Here is a 15,867-nt window from a genome sequence, read left to right as displayed (position 1 = left end):
GACGACACCGGCACGGCCCCACGGCGAGGCTGGGAACATGAACACACCCGTGATCGAAGCCCACGCCCTCGTCAAGACCTACGGCGTCACCCACGCCCTCGCCGGTGTCGACCTCGCGGTGCACCGTGGCGAGTCCGTCGCCATCATGGGCGCGTCGGGCTCGGGGAAGACGACGCTCCTGCATGTGCTGGCGGGAATCACCGCACCGGACAGCGGCCGCGTGGTCTTCCAGCCCTCGACGGGCACGGCCATCGACGTGACCGCGCTGGGTGAGGCGGCGCGCTCCCGGCTGCGTCGCGAGCGCTTCGGGTTCGTCTTCCAGCAGGGACTGCTGATCCCCGAGCTGACGGCGGTGGAGAACGTCGCCCTCGCCTCGATGATCAACGGCGTCGCCAAGAAGGACGCCCTCCCCCACGCGGCGTCGTGGCTCGCGGCGCTGGGTCTCGGCGGTATGGAGGAACGACGCATCGGCGAGCTCTCCGGAGGACAGGCGCAGCGCGTGGCCATCGCCAGAGCCCAGGCGACGGGTGCGGACCTCGTCTTCGCCGACGAGCCGACCGGCGCTCTGGATTCGCACACCTCCGCCGAGGTCATGGACGCTCTCCTCTGGTCCACGACCGGGCAGGGCCGCACCCTCATCGTCGTCACGCACGACGCCGACGTCGCCGCACGCTGCACGCGCACCGTCGCCGTCCGGGACGGCCGCATCCTCGGCTCGGCGGTGAACGCATGAATCTCTCCGTCCTCGGCCTGCTCCTGCGCCCGGCTCCCGGACAGCGCAGCGTCCTCGCGCTCCCGATCGTCGCCTTCGCGGTGGTCACGACCCTGGTCCTCACCGTCGTCGGCGGGGCCCAGGCCTTCTGGACGTGGACCGACGACGAGGCTGTTCTCTATCAGGGCCTCGCCGCCATCGCTCTCGTCCTGCTTGTCGTGCCGCTGACCTCGCTCGGCGGCGCCGCCGCCCGGCTCGCGGCACGGCGCCGCGACGAGCGCCTCTCGACTCTTCGTCTGCTCGGCGTGACGCCCGGCGGGGTGACGACGGCAACCGTCGTCGAATCCGTCCTCGTCGCTGCCGCCGGCGCCGTCATCGGTATCGGGGGTCACCTGGCCCTGAGCCCGCTCATCGGTCTGATACCGTTCCGCGGCGAGCCTCTCGGGCTGGCTGCGGTCGTTCTCTCCCCGGTGATGATCGCCGCCGTCGTGGGCGGCGTCCTGCTGCTCGCCGCGGGAAGCGCCGTGGTGGGGCTGCGTCGGGTCGTGATCTCGCCGCTCGGGGTCCGCACGCGCACAGCGCCGACGAGCGTGCACTGGATCCGCGCCGTCATCGCGGTCGCGGGCATCGCCACCGCGTTCGTGCTCATCAAAGTCTTCCCGATGATCGGCGGGGTCGTGGCGACGATCGCTGTGCTCGCCGCGATGTTCGCCCTCGCGCTGAGCGTCCTCAATCTGCTCGGTCCGTGGGTGCTGAAGGTCTCGGCGGGACGCCAGCTCCGGCGGGCGGAGCGCCCGGAGCGGCTGCTCGCCGCTCGCCTCGTTCTCGACTCTCCGAAGGCAGCCTGGCGTCAGGTCGGCGGCATCGCGATGGCGAGCTTCATGGCCGTCTTCGCGGGCACCGGCGTCGCGCTCCTCGACACGATCGGGGCGAGCGACGATCCCTCCAGCATCGCGCTCGCGGAGGACATCCGCACCGGGCTCATCATCACCCTCATCGGGTCGTTCCTCATGGTGGCCGCCTCCGTCGGCGTGAATCAGGCCTCGGACGTGCTCGACAAGAGCGACCTGCACGCGAGCCTGCACCACCTGGGCATGCCCGTCGAGACCGTGGACCGCGCGCGCCGTCGCGCGATCATGTCGCCACTGCTGGTCACGGCGGTCGGATCCGCGCTGTGCGCTGCGGTGCTCGTGTTCCCGCTGGTGGGCATCGCGCTGATCGTCGCGCCCCTCTCGCTGATGACGATCGCGACCGTCGTCGCCGTCGGCATCGGCGTCGTGTGGGCGAGCACCTGGGCGACCCGCCCGCTGCTGGATCGCGCGTTCGCCCCGGCGTGAGACGGTGGCGGGCCGGGTGCATCCGGCCCGCCACGCGCGACTCGGCCCCGGTCAGCGCCTCCGCTGGCAGCGTGGGCAGAAGTGCGAGGAGCGGTTCATGAACGCGGCACGGGTGATCGGCGTGCCGCAGCGCGGACAGGGCTTCCCTCCGCGACCGTAGGCGTTCAGGGAGTGCGCGAAGTAACCGGCCTGCCCGTTGACGTTGACGTACTGGGCGTCGAAGCTCGTGCCGCCCTCGGCGAGAGCCTTCTGCAGGACCGACCGCACTTCCGCGAGCAGGCGATTCACGGCTCGGGTCGGCAGAGCGTCGGCCGGTGTCTCCGGATGGATGCGGGCCGCCCACAGCGACTCGTCGGCGTAGATGTTGCCGATGCCGCTCACCACGCCCTGGTCCAGCAGCACCCGCTTGATCGCGCTGTGCCGCCGGGCGAGAGCGGCCCGGAAGACCCGGTCGTCGAAGAACGGGTCGAGCGGGTCGCGAGCGATGTGCGCGACCTGTGTCGGGATGCGGGAGGGGCCGTCGGCGATGAGAGCGTCGACGGCGAGGGAGCCGAACGTCCGCTGATCCGCGAACACGATCGCGAGCTCGCCGTGTCGGGGATGCTCGATCCCGAGGCGGACACGCTCGTGGCGCTCGGTCGGCGCGTCCGGCGCGCGGAGCAGCATCTGGCCGCTCATGCCCAGATGCGCGATCAGAGCGGAGTCGCCATCGTCCACGGGGAGCCAGAGGAACTTGCCCCTCCGCGCGGCCGCGGTGAAGCGGCGACCCTCCAGACGCTGGACGAAGTCCGCAGCTCCGGCGGTATGCCGGGTGAGGGCGCGTTCGTCGAAGACGCTGACGCCTGTGATGACCGCGTCGACCGCGGCAGGGGCGAGGCCGGAGCGGACGACCTCGACCTCGGGGAGCTCAGGCACGCTCGCTGAGCGTACGCCAGGCGCTGAGGGCCGCGGCCATCTCCGCCGTCTTCTTGCTGCTGCCGGCGCCCGTCATCCGCACGTCGCCGACGGCGACGGTCGCCGTGAAGCGCCGGTCGTGGTCGGGGCCGCTGGCCTCGACCGAGTACTGCGGAGGCGTGGCGCCGAGGCGGGCCGCGAGCTCCTGCAGGCTCGTCTTCGGGTCCATCGCCGCGCCGTACCGCTCGGGGTCGGCGAGCAGCGGCTCGGTCAGACGCAGGACGAGCGCCGTCGCGGCCTCGGGCCCGGCGGACAGATAGGTGGCGCCGATGACGGCCTCCATGGTGTCCGCGAGGATCGAGTCTTTGTCACGCCCACCGGTCTGCTCCTCACCGCGCCCGAGCAGCAGGTGGCTGCCGAGATCGATGCCGCGAGCGACCTCCGCCAGCGCGACCGTCGACACGACGCTCGCCCGGCGCTTCGCCAGCTCCCCCTCGTCGAGCTCGGGGTGCCGCGTGAACAGCATGACGGTCACGGCCTGACCCAGCACCGAGTCGCCGAGGAACTCGAGACGCTCGTTGTGCGGGATGCCGCCGTGCTCGTACGCGTAGGAGCGGTGGGTGAGGGCCAACTCCAGAAGCTCCGCGTCGATCTCGACGCGGAGCTTATCTGGGAGAGGCCTCGTCCCCCCGGGGACCTCCGTCACGGTTCGCGACTCAGACGTCGGCGACCTTGCGGCCCTTGTACTCGAGGAAGAGCTCGGTGCCCTGCGAGTCGGTGACGACCTTCGCCTGGTGCGGACGGCTGTAGACGACCTTGCCGTTCTCGATGGTCTTGACGAGCGCGGGGGCCTCGGCCTTCCACTGCGCACGGCGCGAGCGGGTGTTCGAACGGGAGACCTTGCGCTTCGGGGGGTTACCAGCCATGACTAGCTCTCTTCTTTCTCGGCGGCACCGCGTTCTGCCGTGCCGTCCTGGTCTGTGATCTGCTGGAGCGCGCTCCACCGAGGATCGATGGGAGCGGCCTGCTCCGTTCCGGTGCTCTCGGTCAGCCTCTCGCCTGTGACCGGGTCGAGCCCGAGGCAATCCGGCTGACACACCGGCTGAAAAGGAAGGGCCAGTACGGCCGCATCCCTGACGAGAGTTTCAAGATCCACGTGGTCGTCTTGAACCTCGAAGTCAGTTTCTTCCTCACCAGGATACGCGAAAAGCTCCTGGAACTCGACTTCGACGGGCCGAGCGATGTCGGTGAGGCATCGACCGCACACGCCGACGTACTCGCCCTCCGCCTCTCCGGTGACGAGGATGCCCTCGTGGACGGACTCCAGCCGCACGTCGAGATCGAGTTCCGAGCCCGCCTCGAACGAGACGATGCCCTCCCCCCACTGCTCCGTCAGGGGCACCGAGAAGGAGTGCTCGCGCATCTCCCCCGGGCGCCGGACGATGTCACGGACGGGGAGGACGAAAGGGCTGTTGAGTCGGGAACGCACCCCGCCATGCTACCCGGGTCACCGGTGAGGAGGGCCGGGAGACCGCCGGGAACGGGACCGTGGTCGCGGATCAGATACCGCGCGCGCCGGTGTCGAGGAACGAGGCGACAGCCGGCGGGACGAACGGCGAGACGTCGCCCCCGAGACCGGCGACCTGACGCACCAGCGAGCTCGAGACCATCGCATGCGCGGGGTCGGGCAGCAGGAAGACGGTCTCGATGTCGGCGAGGTGCCGGTTGACGATCGCCATGGGCGACTCGTACGCCACGTCGACCTGCGAGCGGATGCCCTTCACGAGCACACCGGCGTTCACGTCGCGCGCATAGTCGACGAGGAGTCCCATGCTCCAGGAGCCGATGACGATGTTGCCCGCCATGCCGTCCTCGGCGATCGAACGCTCCAGGAGGGAGAGCCGCTGCGCGATCGGCAGCATCGCCTCCTTGCCCGGGTTGTGCACCACGAGCACATGCAGCTCGTCGTAGAGGGCGGCCGCGCGCCGGATCACGTCGAGGTGACCCAGGGTCGGCGGATCGAAGGAACCCGGGACGACGGCGATCCGGCTGCTCATGGAATCCAGCCTAGGGCACCCGGAACGGCGATCAGTTCTTCGCCAGCGCCGCGCGATCCTCGTCGGTGACGCGCCGCCCGATGGCCTCCCGGAGCCCGGGGTGAGCGGCCAGCTCGGGGTCGGCGGCGAGGATGTCCTCCGCGAGCTCGCGGGCCCGGGTGATGAGAGCGGCGTCCTTCACGACACGCAGCAGCTTGAGGGACGACCGCACCCCGGCCTGTGCCGCGCCGAGCACGTCGCCTTCGCCGCGGAGTTCGAGGTCGACCTCGGCCAGCGCGAACCCGTCGAGGGTGGCGGCGACCGCATCGACGCGTTCGCGGGCCACCGATCCGGCCTCGGCCTCGGTCACGAGCAGGCAGAGACCCGGGACGCCCCCTCGTCCCACCCGACCGCGGAGCTGGTGCAGCTGGGACACTCCGAAACGGTCGGCGTCCAGCACGATCATCGTCGACGCGTTGGGGACGTCCACGCCCACCTCGATCACGGTCGTCGCGAGCAGGAGGTCGATCTCCCCGCGGGCGAAGGCCTGCATGACGGCGTCCTTCTCCTCCGAGGGCATCTTCCCGTGGAGCACCGCACGTCGCAGACCGCCGAGGGTCGGATGCGTGGCCAGCGCCTCGTCGAGCTGCACGACACCCCACCGAGGGCCTTTGCCGCCCTCCGGGGCGAGCAGCGCCTGCTCCCCCGCCTCGGCCGTCTTCGCCGCGGTGTCGATGGCCGCGCAGACCGCGAACACCTGCCGGCCCTGCGCGATCTCCTCCGCCGCCCGTTCCCACACCCGGTTGAACCAGCCCGGGTGCTCGGCCAACGGCGCGACGTACGACTCGATGCCGGCGCGCCCCGCCGGCATCGTGCGGATGACCGAGGTGTCGAGGTCGCCGAAGACCGTCATCGCGACCGTCCGCGGGATCGGGGTCGCGGTGAGGACGAGCGCGTGCGGGCTGGACCCCTTCGCCCGCAGCGCCTCCCGCTGCTCGACTCCGAAGCGGTGCTGCTCGTCGACCACGACGAGACCGAGGTCGGCGAACGTGGTCTTCTCCCCGAGGAGCGCGTGGGTGCCGACCACGATCAGCGCCTGGCCGGAGGCGACGCGCAGCGCGGCCTTGCGGCGATCCGCCGCCGGCATCTGCCCGGTGAGCAGCGTCGGCATCAGCAGCGGGGCGAGCTGCGGGCCGAGCATCTTCGTGATCGAACGCAGATGCTGCGCCGCGAGGACTTCCGTCGGAGCGATCAGGGCCGCCTGTCCCCCGCTCTCGGCGACCTGCAGCATCGCCCGCAGCGCCACCAGCGTCTTTCCCGAACCGACCTCGCCCTGCACGAGCCGGTTCATCGGCCAGGAGCCGACGAGATCGTCTGCGATCTGGGCGCCGACGGTCTGCTGATCCGGCGTGAGCGTGTAGGGCAGGGCGGCGTCGAAGCGCTCCAGCAGCCCGCCGGGCGCCGCCGGCCGCGAGGTGGCGGCCAGGGCGCGCACCGCGTCGCGCTGCTGGAGGAGGGCCGTCTGGAGCGTGAGCGCCTCGTGCATGCGCAGCGTGCGCACCGCGGGATCGATCTCGTTGCGGGAGCGCGGGCGGTGGATCGCCTCCAGGGCCTCCCGCGCCGTCAGCAGCTCTTCGCGGGTGCGGATCTCCGGGGTCAGCGGGTCGGGGACCGACGGCAGGTCGTCGAGGACGCGCCCGACGAGCCGGGCGATCTGCCACGTCTGGATCGCGGAGGTGGCCGGATAGATCGGGATCGGGACCGCCGCCCTCGCATCCGCCCGCCGGCGCGCCGCGTCCTCGTCGTCGAACAGCTCGTACTCCGGGTGGGCGAACTGGGTCATGCCGTTGAACTCGCCGACCTTGCCGGAGAACACACCACGGCGCCCGACCGCCAGGTCCTTGGAGCGCCACTCCGCCGCGCCGACGTTCTTCGCGAAGAAAGTCAGCGACATGCGACCGACGCCGTCGCCGATGACGACGTCGACCATGGCCCCCGGTCGATTGCGCATCCGGCGGAAGCTCGACGAGAGGACTTCGGCGACGATCGTGACGGTCTCCCCGATCGGGAGGTCGCGGATGGGGGTGAGCTCCCCCGGGTCGGCGTACCGACGCGGGTAGTGCGCGAGCAGGTCGCCGACGGTCTTCATGCCGAAGGCGCGGTCGAGCGTCTTGGCCGACGCCGCACCGAGGGCCTCCTCGAGCGAGGATTCGAGCGTGAGCGACATGCTCCGAGTCTAGGGAACCGCACGGACACGACCGTCCGCGGCCTGTCGTATCGTGAACGGGTGACGAGGATCATCGCCGGAACGGCACGCGGCACCCGGCTCGACGTCCCCGGCGCCGGGACCAGGCCCACGAGCGACCGCGTGCGCGAATCCCTGTTCGGCGCCCTGGAGTCGCTCGACGCGATCGCGGACGCCCGCGTGCTCGACCTCTACGCGGGCTCGGGAGCGCTCGGGCTCGAGGCCCTGAGCCGCGGCGCCCGGAGCGCCGACCTCGTCGAGCGGGGCCGGCAGGCCGCAGCCGTCGTGCGGCGCAACGCCGCGGCCGTCGCGAAGGCCTCCGGTACCGCGACCGCACGGGTGCAGGAGGCGACGGTCCGAGCGTTCCTCGGCCGCGCGTCCGGGCCTTACGACCTCGTGTTCACCGATCCGCCGTACGACATCGACGATGAGGCGATGGACGGCGACCTCGCCGCCCTCGCTCCGCTGCTCAGCGACGATGCCGTGGTGGTCGTCGAACGCGCCCGGCGCTCCGCCGCCCCCGACTTCGCAGCCGCCGGGCTCCGGGTGTTCCGGGAGAAGACCTACGGCGACACGACCCTGTGGTGGGCGGAGCCCGGCCCGCAGGACGCCGCGTCGGCGGACGTTCAGCCCGAGACGGAGTCCCAGTCCCGGTAGGGGTCCCAGCCGCTGACGTCCACGGGACCGTCGTCGCAGAGCAGGTCCTCCTCGCCGCGCGGACGCACGACGCCGATCGCACGGAAGCCCGGCGGCAGCACGCCGTCGGGGAACGTCGCGAGCAGCGCATGGTCCTCGCCGCCCGCGAGCGCCCGCTGCGGACTCGCGCCGAGCGCGGCGCCGTCCAGCGCGAGGGTGACGCCGGAGGCCTCCGCGAGGCGCCGCGCGTCGAGGGCGAGGCCGTCCGAGACGTCCATCATCGCGGTCGCGCCGGCCGCGGCCGCGACGACGCCGAGGCCGATGGGCGGCGACGGCCGCAGCTGCGCGGCGACCGCAGCGCTCTCCCCGGGTGCGAGAGCCGCGGGATCGACCGGGACCGGCATCTCGCCGTCTCGGAAGCGTCCGAACAGCACGGCCAGCCCGTGTGCGGCGTGACCCAGTTCTCCGGCGACGGCGACGACATCGCCCGGTCGTGCCCCCGCCCTGGTCACCGGGGGGCGGCCTTCGAGGTCGCCCAGAGCCGTCACAGCGACCGTGAGCACCTCGGACACCGTGAGGTCCCCGCCGACCACCGCGCACCCGGGGGCGAGCGCCGCGCAGGCCTCGCGGAAGCCGTCGGCCAGGCGCTCCACGAAGGACAGCCGGAGGTCGCGCGGCACCGCCAGGGCCACGAGCAGCGAGGTCGGGCGTGCGCCCATCGCGGCGATGTCGGCGAGGTTGACCGCCGCCGCCTTCCAGCCGAGGTCGTACCCGCTCGTCCAGGCGAGCCGGAAGTCGGGCCCGTGCACGAGCGTGTCCGTCGTCGCGACGACCGATGCCGAGGGGGCGGCGACCACGGCGGCATCGTCCCCGGGACCGAGGAGCGTGTGCGCGCCCGGTGCGGTGCGCTGGAGGATGGAGCGGAGGATGCGACCCTCCGAGAGATCTCCCAGGCGCGGATCGTCGGAGTCGGGTCGGGAGGGCATGTCGTCAAAGGTAGCCTGGATACATGCTTCGTTCCCGCCGCCTCGCTGCCGTCGCGGGGGCGATCGCCCTCGCCGCCGGACTCGCCGGATGCTCCACGACCGTGCACCTCGAGCCGGCGGCCGACGCGAACGACCCGGCCTGCGCGAACGTCTCCGTGCTCCTGCCGGACACCGTCGGCGGGTACGAGCGCGTGTGGACCGACGCGCAGGCCACGGGCGCCTGGGGAGACCCCACGGTCGTCCTGCGATGCGGCGTGGAGCCGCCCGCCCCGTCCGATCTCGTCTGCACCACACTCGGCGGCGTCGACTGGCTCGTCCTGGAGCAGGAGGAGGAGCGCCAGCGCCTCGTCACCTACGGTCGCGAACCGGCCATCGAGGTGATCATCCGCCGCGGCGAGCAGGTCGACTTCCAGTCGATCGTCGACAGCCTGTCGTCGAACATCCAGTCGGGGCTGGCGCCGGCCACCGCGCAGTGCACGGAACGGGTGGAGTTCCCCGCGAGCTGAGAACGCGCGGGGAACCACGCCGTCAGCGGCGCAGGCCCGCCTCGACCAGTTCGGTGATGAGGTCGCCGTAGCTCAGTCCCGACGCCACCCAGCACTTCGGGAACATCGAGATGGGCGTGAATCCGGGCATGGTGTTGAGCTCGTTCACGACGAGCTCGCCGGTCGGGGTGAGGAACATGTCCACCCGGGCGAGGCCGCGACCGTCGACCGCCTGGAAGGCCCGGACGCCGGCCTCCTGGACGGCGGCCACCTCTGCCTCGGTCAGCTCCGCCGGGCACACCACGTCGACACCGTCGCCGCCGAGGTACTTCCCCTCGAAGTCGTAGAAGCCGCGGTCGGTCAGCACGATCTCGCCGGGGAGGGAGGCGCGGACGCCGTCGGCCGTCTCGAGGACGGCCACCTCGATCTCCCGGCCGGTGACACCGGCCTCGATGAGCACCTTGTCGTCCTCGGCGAACGCGATGGCGAGGGCGGCGTCGAGTTCCTCCGGCGCCGACACCTTCGAGACGCCGACGCTCGACCCGGCGCGAGCGGGCTTGACGAAGACGGGCAGGCCGAAGTCGGCGGCGCGGGCGCGGAGGGCATCGGGATCCGCATCCCACTCACGACGGCGCACGGTCACACCCGGCGCCACCGCGATCCCGGCGGCCTGCAGGGCGATCTTCATGAAGTGCTTATCCATGCACAGCGCCGAGTCGAGCACGCCGCCACCGGCGTAGGGCACCTCGAGCGTGTCGAAGTAGCCCTGGATCGTGCCGTCCTCGCCGTGCGGTCCGTGCAGGATCGGCAGCACGACGTCGATCTCGCCGAGTCCCTCGGTCTCGCCGCCCGGATGCACCACCCGCAGGGTGCGGTCGCCCCCGGGCTCCGGCCAGAGCACCCGGGTGCCGTTGTCGACGACCTCCGGGAGATGGGCGGCGTCGAGCGGGAACTTCGCCGGGTCGTCGTCCTCGAGGACGAAGGCACCCTCGCGGGTGATCCCCACCGGGATCACGGCATACCGGTCACGATCGATCGCGCCCAGCACTCCCCCCGCCGTTGCGGAACTGATCGAATGCTCGCTGGAGCGCCCTCCGAAGAGCACCACCACCGTCTGCTTGTCCATGGTTGGTCCTCTCCCCCTGCGGGGTGTCGTCGTCCGTCGTGAGATGCGGGGCGATGTCCCGGGGATCCATCTTGCCGTCGAGCACCATCTTCACCTGCTCGACGATCGGCATGTGCACATCGGCTTCGCGGGCGAGCTGCAGCACCGGCGCGACCGAGGCGAGCCCCTCGGCCGTCTGCTGCATCTGCTTCACGACGTCCTGGAAGCTGTAGCCCTGCCCGAGCAGCCGCCCGGCGGTGTTGTTGCGGCTCAGGGGCGACTGGCAGGTCGCGATGAGGTCGCCGAGACCGGCCAGTCCCTGCAGGGTCTCCGGCTGGGCGCCGTTCGCGACCGCGAAGTCGGTCATCTCGACGAGGCCGCGGGTGATGATCGACGCCTTGGTGTTCTCGCCGTAGCCGACGCCGTCGACGATGCCGATGGCGACGGCGATGAGGTTCTTGAGCACTCCGCCGAACTCCGTGCCGATGACATCCGTGTTCACGAACGTCCGGAAGTAGGAGTTGCGCGCGGCCCGGGCCACGACGTCCGCGGTCTCCTGGCTGCGCGACGAGATCACGGCAGCGGTCGGCTGCTCCCGCGCGATCTCCAGGGCGAGATTCGGTCCGGAGGCCACGGCGATCCGGTCGGGATCGCACTGCAGCTCCTGCTGGATGACCTGGCTCATGCGCAGGCCGGTGCCCCGCTCGACGCCTTTCATGAGGCTGACGATCTTGGCGTCGCCCGAAGCGATCAGCGGGCGCAGTGCCTTGAGGTTCTCCCGCAGCGACTGGCTCGGCACGGACAGGTACACCTGGTCGACGCCGTCGAGCGCGGTCGCCAGCTCGTGCGTGGCCGCCATCGTGCGGGGCAGGTTGATGCCCGGCAGGTAACGCGAGTTGCGCTTCGCCTCGTCGATCTCATGCGCGAGCTCGGCCCGGCGCGCCCACATCGTCACGTGGGCGCCGCCGTCGGCGAGGATCTTGCCGAACGTCGTTCCCCAGCTGCCGGCGCCGATCACGGCGACGCGGGGTCCGGCCGGCGCGGTTCTCTTAGGGGTCAAGGCGTCCGGTCTCCTTCTGGCCGTGGCTCGCCGGGTTCCAGCGCTCCGCGGGGGCCTTCTCGCCGCGCACCTGCTCCAGCAGCGCGGTGATCGCGTTCATGAGTCGGTTGGTGGCTTCCGTGAGAGCCGCCGGCTCGCCGGCGCGACCGCGGAGGTCGGAGATGTCGACGGGGTCGCCGACGATCACGGTCACGGGCTTGCGGAGCGGCCAGAGGCTCAGCCCCTTCTGGTAGCGGCCCATGATCGCCTGCGTGCCCCACTGCGCCATGGGGATGAGCGGGATGCCGTCGGCGAGGGCGAGCCGCACCGCGCCTGACTTGCCGCGCATCGGCCACATGTCGGGGTCTCGGGTGAGCGTGCCCTCCGGGTACACGATCACGCCGCGGCCGTGCTCCACGAGAGCTGCCGACTGCGCCATCGTCTGCTTCGCGGACGACGCCGACGAGGTGCGTGCGACCGGGATCATCCCCGTCTTGCGCAGGAACCACCCGAGCACGGGCACGCGGAAGAGGCTCTCCTTGGCCATGAACCGCGGAGCGCGCCCGATCCGCCAGACCGCCAAGGCGACGATCAGCGGATCGAACTCCGAGTAGTGGTTCGGCGCGAGGACGAAAGCACCCTCTCGCGGGAGCTTCTCCGCCCCGATGATGCGGACCTTCGCGATCAGCGACACCAGCGGGACGACGATCGCCGCGAGCGGCCAGAATACGCTCGGCCGTGTCTTCTCCGGCGACCGGGAAGCCATCGGGCTCACCGGAGGACGTCGAAGTCGGCGCCGAGCGCGTCGAGCTTGGCGAGGAACTTCTCGTATCCGCGACTCAGGATGTCGACGCCCGACACCTTCGACTCGCCGGTGGCCGTCAACGCCGCGATCACGTGGCTGTAGCCGCCGCGCAGGTCGGGCACCACGATGTCGGCGCCGTGCAGGGGCGTGGGACCGGTGATGACGGCAGCCTGCTCCAGGTCACGACGCGGCACGCGCCGCGGGCCGTCCTGCAGGCCGCGCGGATGCACGACGATGTCGGCCCCCATCTTGACCAGTGCCTCGGTGAAGCCCATCCGGTTCTCGTACACGGTCTCGTGCACGACCGAGCGGCCGTGCGCCTGGGTGAGGGCGACCACGAGCGGCTGCTGCCAGTCGGTCATGAAGCCCGGGTGCACGTCGGTCTCGATCACGACCGGCTTGATGTCGCCGTCGCGGCGGAAGAGGATGCCGTCCTCCTGGATGTCGAACCAGCCGCCCGCCTTGCGGAAGACGTTGAGGAAGGTGAGCATCTCCTGCTGCTTGGCACCGCCGACGAAGATCTCGCCGTCCGTGGCCAGGGCGGCCGAGGCCCACGAGGCCGCCTCGTTGCGGTCGAAGATCGACCGGTGGTCGTAGCCACGGAGCTTCTCGACGCCCTCGATGAGGATGACGCGGTTCGGCTCGTAGGAGATGATCGCGCCCATCTTCTGCAGGACGGCGATCAGGTCCATGATCTCGGGCTCGATCGCCGCGTTGCGCAGCTCCGTGACGCCCTCGGCGCGGACGGCGGTCAGCAGCACCTGCTCGGTCGCGCCGACGCTCGGGTACGGGAGGTGGATGTTCGCCCCGTGCAGGCGGGTTCCTCCCGTGGAGAGGCGGATGCCGCTCGGGAGCTTCTCGACGATCGCGCCGAACTTGCGCAGCGCGTCCAGGTGGAAGTCGATCGGACGGTCCCCGATGCGGCACCCGCCGAGGTCGGGGATGAAGGCCTGGCCGAGGCGGTGCAGCAGCGGGCCGCAGAACAGGATCGGGATCCGGGAGGCGCCCGCGTGGGCGTCGATCTCCTCGAAGTGGGCCGACTCGACATCGCTGGGGTCGAAGACCAGGGAGCCGGGCTCGTCGCCCTCCGACACGCGGACGCCGTGCACCTCGAGCAGCGAGCGCACCACGGCGACGTCGCTGATGGCCGGCACGTCGCGCAGGACGCTCGTGGTCTCCCCGAGCAGGGACGCGACCATCGCCTTGGTGGCGAGGTTCTTCGCGCCCTTCACGTCGACCCGTCCGCGCAGCGGACGACCTCCGCGGATGGCGAGGACGTCTCCGGTCAGCGCGGGGACGTCGTCGGAGAGAGCGTCGCGCACGGGTGTCGTCATTCGGGGCCTCACTTCATTCATCGGGGGCGGGGTTACCCCTGGCTCCCCCGCCCCCTCCGTCTCACTGGACGGGGAGGGTCCGCGGCCGCCACGACTCGCGACGGGCCTCGAACTGCGCGATCTTGTCTTCGTTGCGCAGCGTGAGCCCGATGTCATCGAGCCCTTCGAGGAGCCGCCATCTAGTGTAATCGTCGATCCCGATGTCGGCCTGGAAGCGGGCCTCCGCGCCTCCGGTGGGGTCGCCGATGGCGGCGGTGCGCGCCTCGAGGTCGACCGTCATGCGCGCGCCGGGATCGGCGTCCATGATCGCCCAGAACCGCTCCAGATCCGCCTCGGAGATGGTCGCCGCGAGGAGGCCCTGCTTGCCCGCGTTGCCGCGGAAGATGTCGGCGAACCGCGGGCTCAGCACGACCTTGAAGCCGAAGTCGCGAAGCGCCCAGACGGCGTGCTCACGGCTGGAACCGGTGCCGAAGTCGGGCCCGGCGACGAGGACGGACGCCCCCTGATACGGCGCCTGGTTGAGCACGAACTCCGGGTCCTGCCGCCAGCCGTGGAACAGCGCGTCCTCGAAGCCCGTCTTGGTGACGCGCTTGAGGAACACCGCGGGGATGATCTGGTCGGTGTCGACGTTCGACCGCTTCAGCGGCGCGGCGATGCCCGTGTGGGTGGTGAACTTCTCCATGGTCAGGCCTCCAGATCGCTCGGGCTGGACAGGGTGCCGCGGATGGCGGTCGCCGCCGCGACGAGCGGCGACACGAGGTGCGTGCGGCCGCCCTTGCCCTGGCGCCCTTCGAAGTTGCGGTTCGAGGTGGAGGCGCAGCGCTCCCCCGGGGCGAGCTGATCGGGGTTCATGCCCAGGCACATCGAGCATCCTGCGAAGCGCCACTCCGCTCCGAAGTCCTTGATGACCTGGTCCAGGCCCTCGGCCTCGGCCTCCAGTCGCACGCGGGCGGAGCCGGGAACGACCATCACCCGGACGCCGTCGGCCTTCTTCTTGCCCTGGATGATGGAGGCGAAGGCCCGGAGGTCCTCGATGCGGCTGTTCGTGCACGAGCCCATGAACACCGCGTCGACCGGCACCTCCTTCAGGGGCGTGCCCGGCGTCAGGTCCATGTACTCCAGCGCCCGCTCGGCGGCGGCCCGCTCGTTCGGGTCGGCGATCTCCGCCGGGTTCGGCACCGAGGCGGAGAGCGAGCTGCCCTGGCCGGGGTTCGTCCCCCACGTCACGAACGGCTCCAGCTCGTCGGCGTCGATGAAGACCTCGGCATCGAAGGTGGCGCCCTCGTCGGTCGGCAGCGTGCGCCAGTAGGCGACCGCGTCGTCCCAGTCCTGGCCCTTCGGCGCGTGCGGACGCCCCTCGAGGTAGGCGAACGTCGTCTCGTCCGGAGCCACCATGCCGGCGCGGGCGCCCGCCTCGATCGACATGTTGCAGATCGTCATGCGGCCCTCCATGGAGAGCGCGCGGATCGCGCTACCGCGGTACTCGAGCACGTAGCCCTGACCGCCGCCGGTGCCGACCTTGGCGATCACGGCGAGGATGATGTCCTTCGCCGTGACGCCGGGACGCAGCGTGCCCTCGACGTTGATGGCCATCGTCTTGAACGGCTTCAGCGGCAGCGTCTGGGTCGCCATGACGTGCTCGACCTCGCTGGTGCCGATGCCGAACGCCATCGCGCCGAACGCGCCGTGCGTGGACGTGTGCGAGTCGCCGCAGACCACGGTGATCCCGGGCATGGTGAGGCCGAGCTGCGGACCGACGACGTGGACGATCCCCTGCTCCGCGTCCCCCAGTGAGTGCAGACGCACGCCGAACTCGGCGGCGTTGCGGCGCAGCGTCTCGATCTGCGTGCGGCTGGTCAGGTCGGCGATGGGCTTGTCGATCTCCCACGTCGGCGTGTTGTGGTCCTCCGTGGCGATGGTCAGGTCGAGCCGGCGGAGCGGCCGTCCCTCGCTGCGGAGGCCGTCGAAGGCCTGCGGGCTGGTGACCTCGTGCACGAGGTGCAGGTCGATGTAGATGAGGTCGGGCTGGCCGTCCTCGCCCTTGACGACGAGGTGGTCGTCCCAGACCTTCTCGGCGAGCGTCCTGGGGCGTGCGGAATCCGCACCGGCGGTGGTGGTCATGGCGTGTCTCCTGTGGATGGCGGTTCGGCCCACGATGGACTCCGCGACGAGGAGGGGCTCAGATCGAGGTCTCGCCGCGGCCGCTAAGAAGGAGCACGGTCCGCATGACGTCAGGTTACCACCGCTCGGACA

The 15,867-nt window shown here is 71.2% G+C and carries 17 protein-coding genes; 4 read left to right on the top strand and 13 right to left on the bottom strand.

Features of this window, described 5'->3' with window-relative positions:
* The first annotated feature begins 37 nt into the window (after positions 1 to 37).
* Together ACFU8V_RS09795 and ACFU8V_RS09790 are read left to right on the top strand one after the other, a co-directional pair.
* Complete coding sequence (locus ACFU8V_RS09795) at positions 38 to 733, top strand: ABC transporter ATP-binding protein (RefSeq protein ID WP_025103323.1); 696 nt, start codon at positions 38 to 40, stop codon at positions 731 to 733.
* A complete protein-coding gene (locus tag ACFU8V_RS09790) occupies positions 730 to 2,049 on the top strand; it encodes an FtsX-like permease family protein (protein ID WP_378870738.1) in 1,320 nt (439 codons plus the stop codon). Before ACFU8V_RS09795 ends, ACFU8V_RS09790 begins: the two co-directional genes overlap by 4 nt.
* 51 nt (positions 2,050 to 2,100) lie before the next feature.
* Here the strand turns inward: ACFU8V_RS09790 and mutM are convergent, their stop codons facing one another.
* From mutM to ACFU8V_RS09760, 6 genes are all read right to left on the bottom strand, one after another.
* Positions 2,101 to 2,964: a bifunctional DNA-formamidopyrimidine glycosylase/DNA-(apurinic or apyrimidinic site) lyase gene (gene mutM / locus ACFU8V_RS09785; RefSeq protein ID WP_025103321.1), complete on the bottom strand. Its 864-nt coding sequence runs from the start codon at positions 2,962 to 2,964 to the stop codon at positions 2,101 to 2,103.
* Positions 2,957 to 3,649 (bottom strand): ribonuclease III, encoded by a 693-nt coding sequence (gene rnc / locus ACFU8V_RS09780; protein ID WP_029989233.1) that lies wholly within the window; start codon positions 3,647 to 3,649, stop codon positions 2,957 to 2,959. The genes mutM and rnc overlap by 8 nt, the downstream gene beginning before the upstream one ends.
* A 10-nt stretch (positions 3,650 to 3,659) precedes the next feature.
* Positions 3,660 to 3,869: a 50S ribosomal protein L32 gene (rpmF, locus tag ACFU8V_RS09775; RefSeq protein WP_013586329.1), complete on the bottom strand. Its 210-nt coding sequence runs from the start codon at positions 3,867 to 3,869 to the stop codon at positions 3,660 to 3,662.
* A 2-nt stretch (positions 3,870 to 3,871) separates the two neighbouring features.
* A complete protein-coding gene (locus ACFU8V_RS09770) occupies positions 3,872 to 4,366 on the bottom strand; it encodes a DUF177 domain-containing protein (RefSeq protein ID WP_025103319.1) in 495 nt (164 codons plus the stop codon).
* Positions 4,367 to 4,502: 136 nt separating this feature from the next.
* On the bottom strand, positions 4,503 to 5,000 hold the full coding sequence (gene coaD / locus ACFU8V_RS09765) for a pantetheine-phosphate adenylyltransferase (RefSeq protein WP_025103318.1): 498 nt from the start codon (positions 4,998 to 5,000) through the stop codon (positions 4,503 to 4,505).
* A 31-nt stretch (positions 5,001 to 5,031) separates the two neighbouring features.
* On the bottom strand, positions 5,032 to 7,206 hold the full coding sequence (locus tag ACFU8V_RS09760; protein WP_378870734.1) for an ATP-dependent DNA helicase RecG: 2,175 nt from the start codon (positions 7,204 to 7,206) through the stop codon (positions 5,032 to 5,034).
* A 60-nt stretch (positions 7,207 to 7,266) separates the two neighbouring features.
* Here ACFU8V_RS09760 and rsmD point away from each other — a divergent pair, with 60 nt between their 5' ends.
* A complete protein-coding gene (rsmD, locus tag ACFU8V_RS09755) occupies positions 7,267 to 7,881 on the top strand; it encodes a 16S rRNA (guanine(966)-N(2))-methyltransferase RsmD (protein ID WP_378870731.1) in 615 nt (204 codons plus the stop codon).
* On the opposite strand, the gene thiL is transcribed toward rsmD, so the two are convergent.
* A complete protein-coding gene (gene thiL, locus ACFU8V_RS09750) occupies positions 7,851 to 8,846 on the bottom strand; it encodes a thiamine-phosphate kinase (protein ID WP_303709039.1) in 996 nt (331 codons plus the stop codon). The genes rsmD and thiL overlap by 31 nt on opposite strands.
* Before the next feature lie 23 nt (positions 8,847 to 8,869).
* On the opposite strand from thiL, the gene ACFU8V_RS09745 reads away from it, so the two are divergent.
* A complete protein-coding gene (locus tag ACFU8V_RS09745) occupies positions 8,870 to 9,352 on the top strand; it encodes a DUF3515 domain-containing protein (protein WP_303709038.1) in 483 nt (160 codons plus the stop codon).
* Positions 9,353 to 9,374: 22 nt separating this feature from the next.
* Here the strand turns inward: ACFU8V_RS09745 and ACFU8V_RS09740 are convergent, their stop codons facing one another.
* From ACFU8V_RS09740 to leuC, 6 genes are all read right to left on the bottom strand, one after another.
* Positions 9,375 to 10,457 carry a D-alanine--D-alanine ligase family protein gene (locus ACFU8V_RS09740; protein WP_036292401.1) on the bottom strand — a complete coding sequence of 361 codons (1,083 nt, stop codon included), beginning with the start codon at positions 10,455 to 10,457 and terminating at the stop codon, positions 9,375 to 9,377.
* Positions 10,357 to 11,496 carry an NAD(P)H-dependent glycerol-3-phosphate dehydrogenase gene (locus ACFU8V_RS09735; RefSeq protein WP_060922899.1) on the bottom strand — a complete coding sequence of 380 codons (1,140 nt, stop codon included), beginning with the start codon at positions 11,494 to 11,496 and terminating at the stop codon, positions 10,357 to 10,359. The genes ACFU8V_RS09740 and ACFU8V_RS09735 overlap by 101 nt, the downstream gene beginning before the upstream one ends.
* The gene (locus ACFU8V_RS09730; RefSeq protein ID WP_378870726.1) at positions 11,486 to 12,241 is read right to left on the bottom strand and encodes a lysophospholipid acyltransferase family protein; all 756 of its coding nucleotides are present in this window, start codon (positions 12,239 to 12,241) and stop codon (positions 11,486 to 11,488) included. Before ACFU8V_RS09730 ends, ACFU8V_RS09735 begins: the two co-directional genes overlap by 11 nt.
* A 5-nt stretch (positions 12,242 to 12,246) precedes the next feature.
* Positions 12,247 to 13,614 (bottom strand): UDP-N-acetylglucosamine 1-carboxyvinyltransferase, encoded by a 1,368-nt coding sequence (gene murA, locus ACFU8V_RS09725; protein WP_025103310.1) that lies wholly within the window; start codon positions 13,612 to 13,614, stop codon positions 12,247 to 12,249.
* Positions 13,615 to 13,675: 61 nt separating this feature from the next.
* Positions 13,676 to 14,296, bottom strand: coding sequence for a 3-isopropylmalate dehydratase small subunit (gene leuD / locus ACFU8V_RS09720; protein WP_025103309.1), 621 nt, complete (start codon positions 14,294 to 14,296; stop codon positions 13,676 to 13,678).
* A 2-nt stretch (positions 14,297 to 14,298) separates the two neighbouring features.
* Positions 14,299 to 15,735 (bottom strand): 3-isopropylmalate dehydratase large subunit, encoded by a 1,437-nt coding sequence (gene leuC, locus ACFU8V_RS09715; protein ID WP_378870721.1) that lies wholly within the window; start codon positions 15,733 to 15,735, stop codon positions 14,299 to 14,301.
* Positions 15,736 to 15,867: the final 132 nt, after the last annotated feature.

The sequence above is a fragment of the Microbacterium sp. NPDC057658 genome (assembly GCF_042799975.1).
In the GTDB taxonomy this organism is placed as follows: domain Bacteria; phylum Actinomycetota; class Actinomycetes; order Actinomycetales; family Microbacteriaceae; genus Microbacterium.
This window is presented reverse-complemented; position numbering and strand designations above follow the sequence as displayed.

What these genes read in the sequence shown, in the direction of transcription:
- ACFU8V_RS09745 (WP_303709038.1), top strand. Translation starts at nt 8,870, where the DNA reads ATGCTTCGTTCCCGCCGCCTCGCTGCCGTCGCGGGGGCGATCGCCCTC.
- ACFU8V_RS09740 (WP_036292401.1), bottom strand. Translation starts at nt 10,457, where the DNA reads ATGGACAAGCAGACGGTGGTGGTGCTCTTCGGAGGGCGCTCCAGCGAG.
- thiL (WP_303709039.1), bottom strand. Translation starts at nt 8,846, where the DNA reads ATGCCCTCCCGACCCGACTCCGACGATCCGCGCCTGGGAGATCTCTCG.
- ACFU8V_RS09730 (WP_378870726.1), bottom strand. Translation starts at nt 12,241, where the DNA reads ATGGCTTCCCGGTCGCCGGAGAAGACACGGCCGAGCGTATTCTGGCCG.
- leuD (WP_025103309.1), bottom strand. Translation starts at nt 14,296, where the DNA reads ATGGAGAAGTTCACCACCCACACGGGCATCGCCGCGCCGCTGAAGCGG.
- rpmF (WP_013586329.1), bottom strand. Translation starts at nt 3,869, where the DNA reads ATGGCTGGTAACCCCCCGAAGCGCAAGGTCTCCCGTTCGAACACCCGC.
- ACFU8V_RS09795 (WP_025103323.1), top strand. Translation starts at nt 38, where the DNA reads ATGAACACACCCGTGATCGAAGCCCACGCCCTCGTCAAGACCTACGGC.
- leuC (WP_378870721.1), bottom strand. Translation starts at nt 15,735, where the DNA reads ATGACCACCACCGCCGGTGCGGATTCCGCACGCCCCAGGACGCTCGCC.
- ACFU8V_RS09790 (WP_378870738.1), top strand. Translation starts at nt 730, where the DNA reads ATGAATCTCTCCGTCCTCGGCCTGCTCCTGCGCCCGGCTCCCGGACAG.
- ACFU8V_RS09770 (WP_025103319.1), bottom strand. Translation starts at nt 4,366, where the DNA reads ATGCGCGAGCACTCCTTCTCGGTGCCCCTGACGGAGCAGTGGGGGGAG.
- coaD (WP_025103318.1), bottom strand. Translation starts at nt 5,000, where the DNA reads ATGAGCAGCCGGATCGCCGTCGTCCCGGGTTCCTTCGATCCGCCGACC.
- murA (WP_025103310.1), bottom strand. Translation starts at nt 13,614, where the DNA reads ATGACGACACCCGTGCGCGACGCTCTCTCCGACGACGTCCCCGCGCTG.
- ACFU8V_RS09760 (WP_378870734.1), bottom strand. Translation starts at nt 7,206, where the DNA reads ATGTCGCTCACGCTCGAATCCTCGCTCGAGGAGGCCCTCGGTGCGGCG.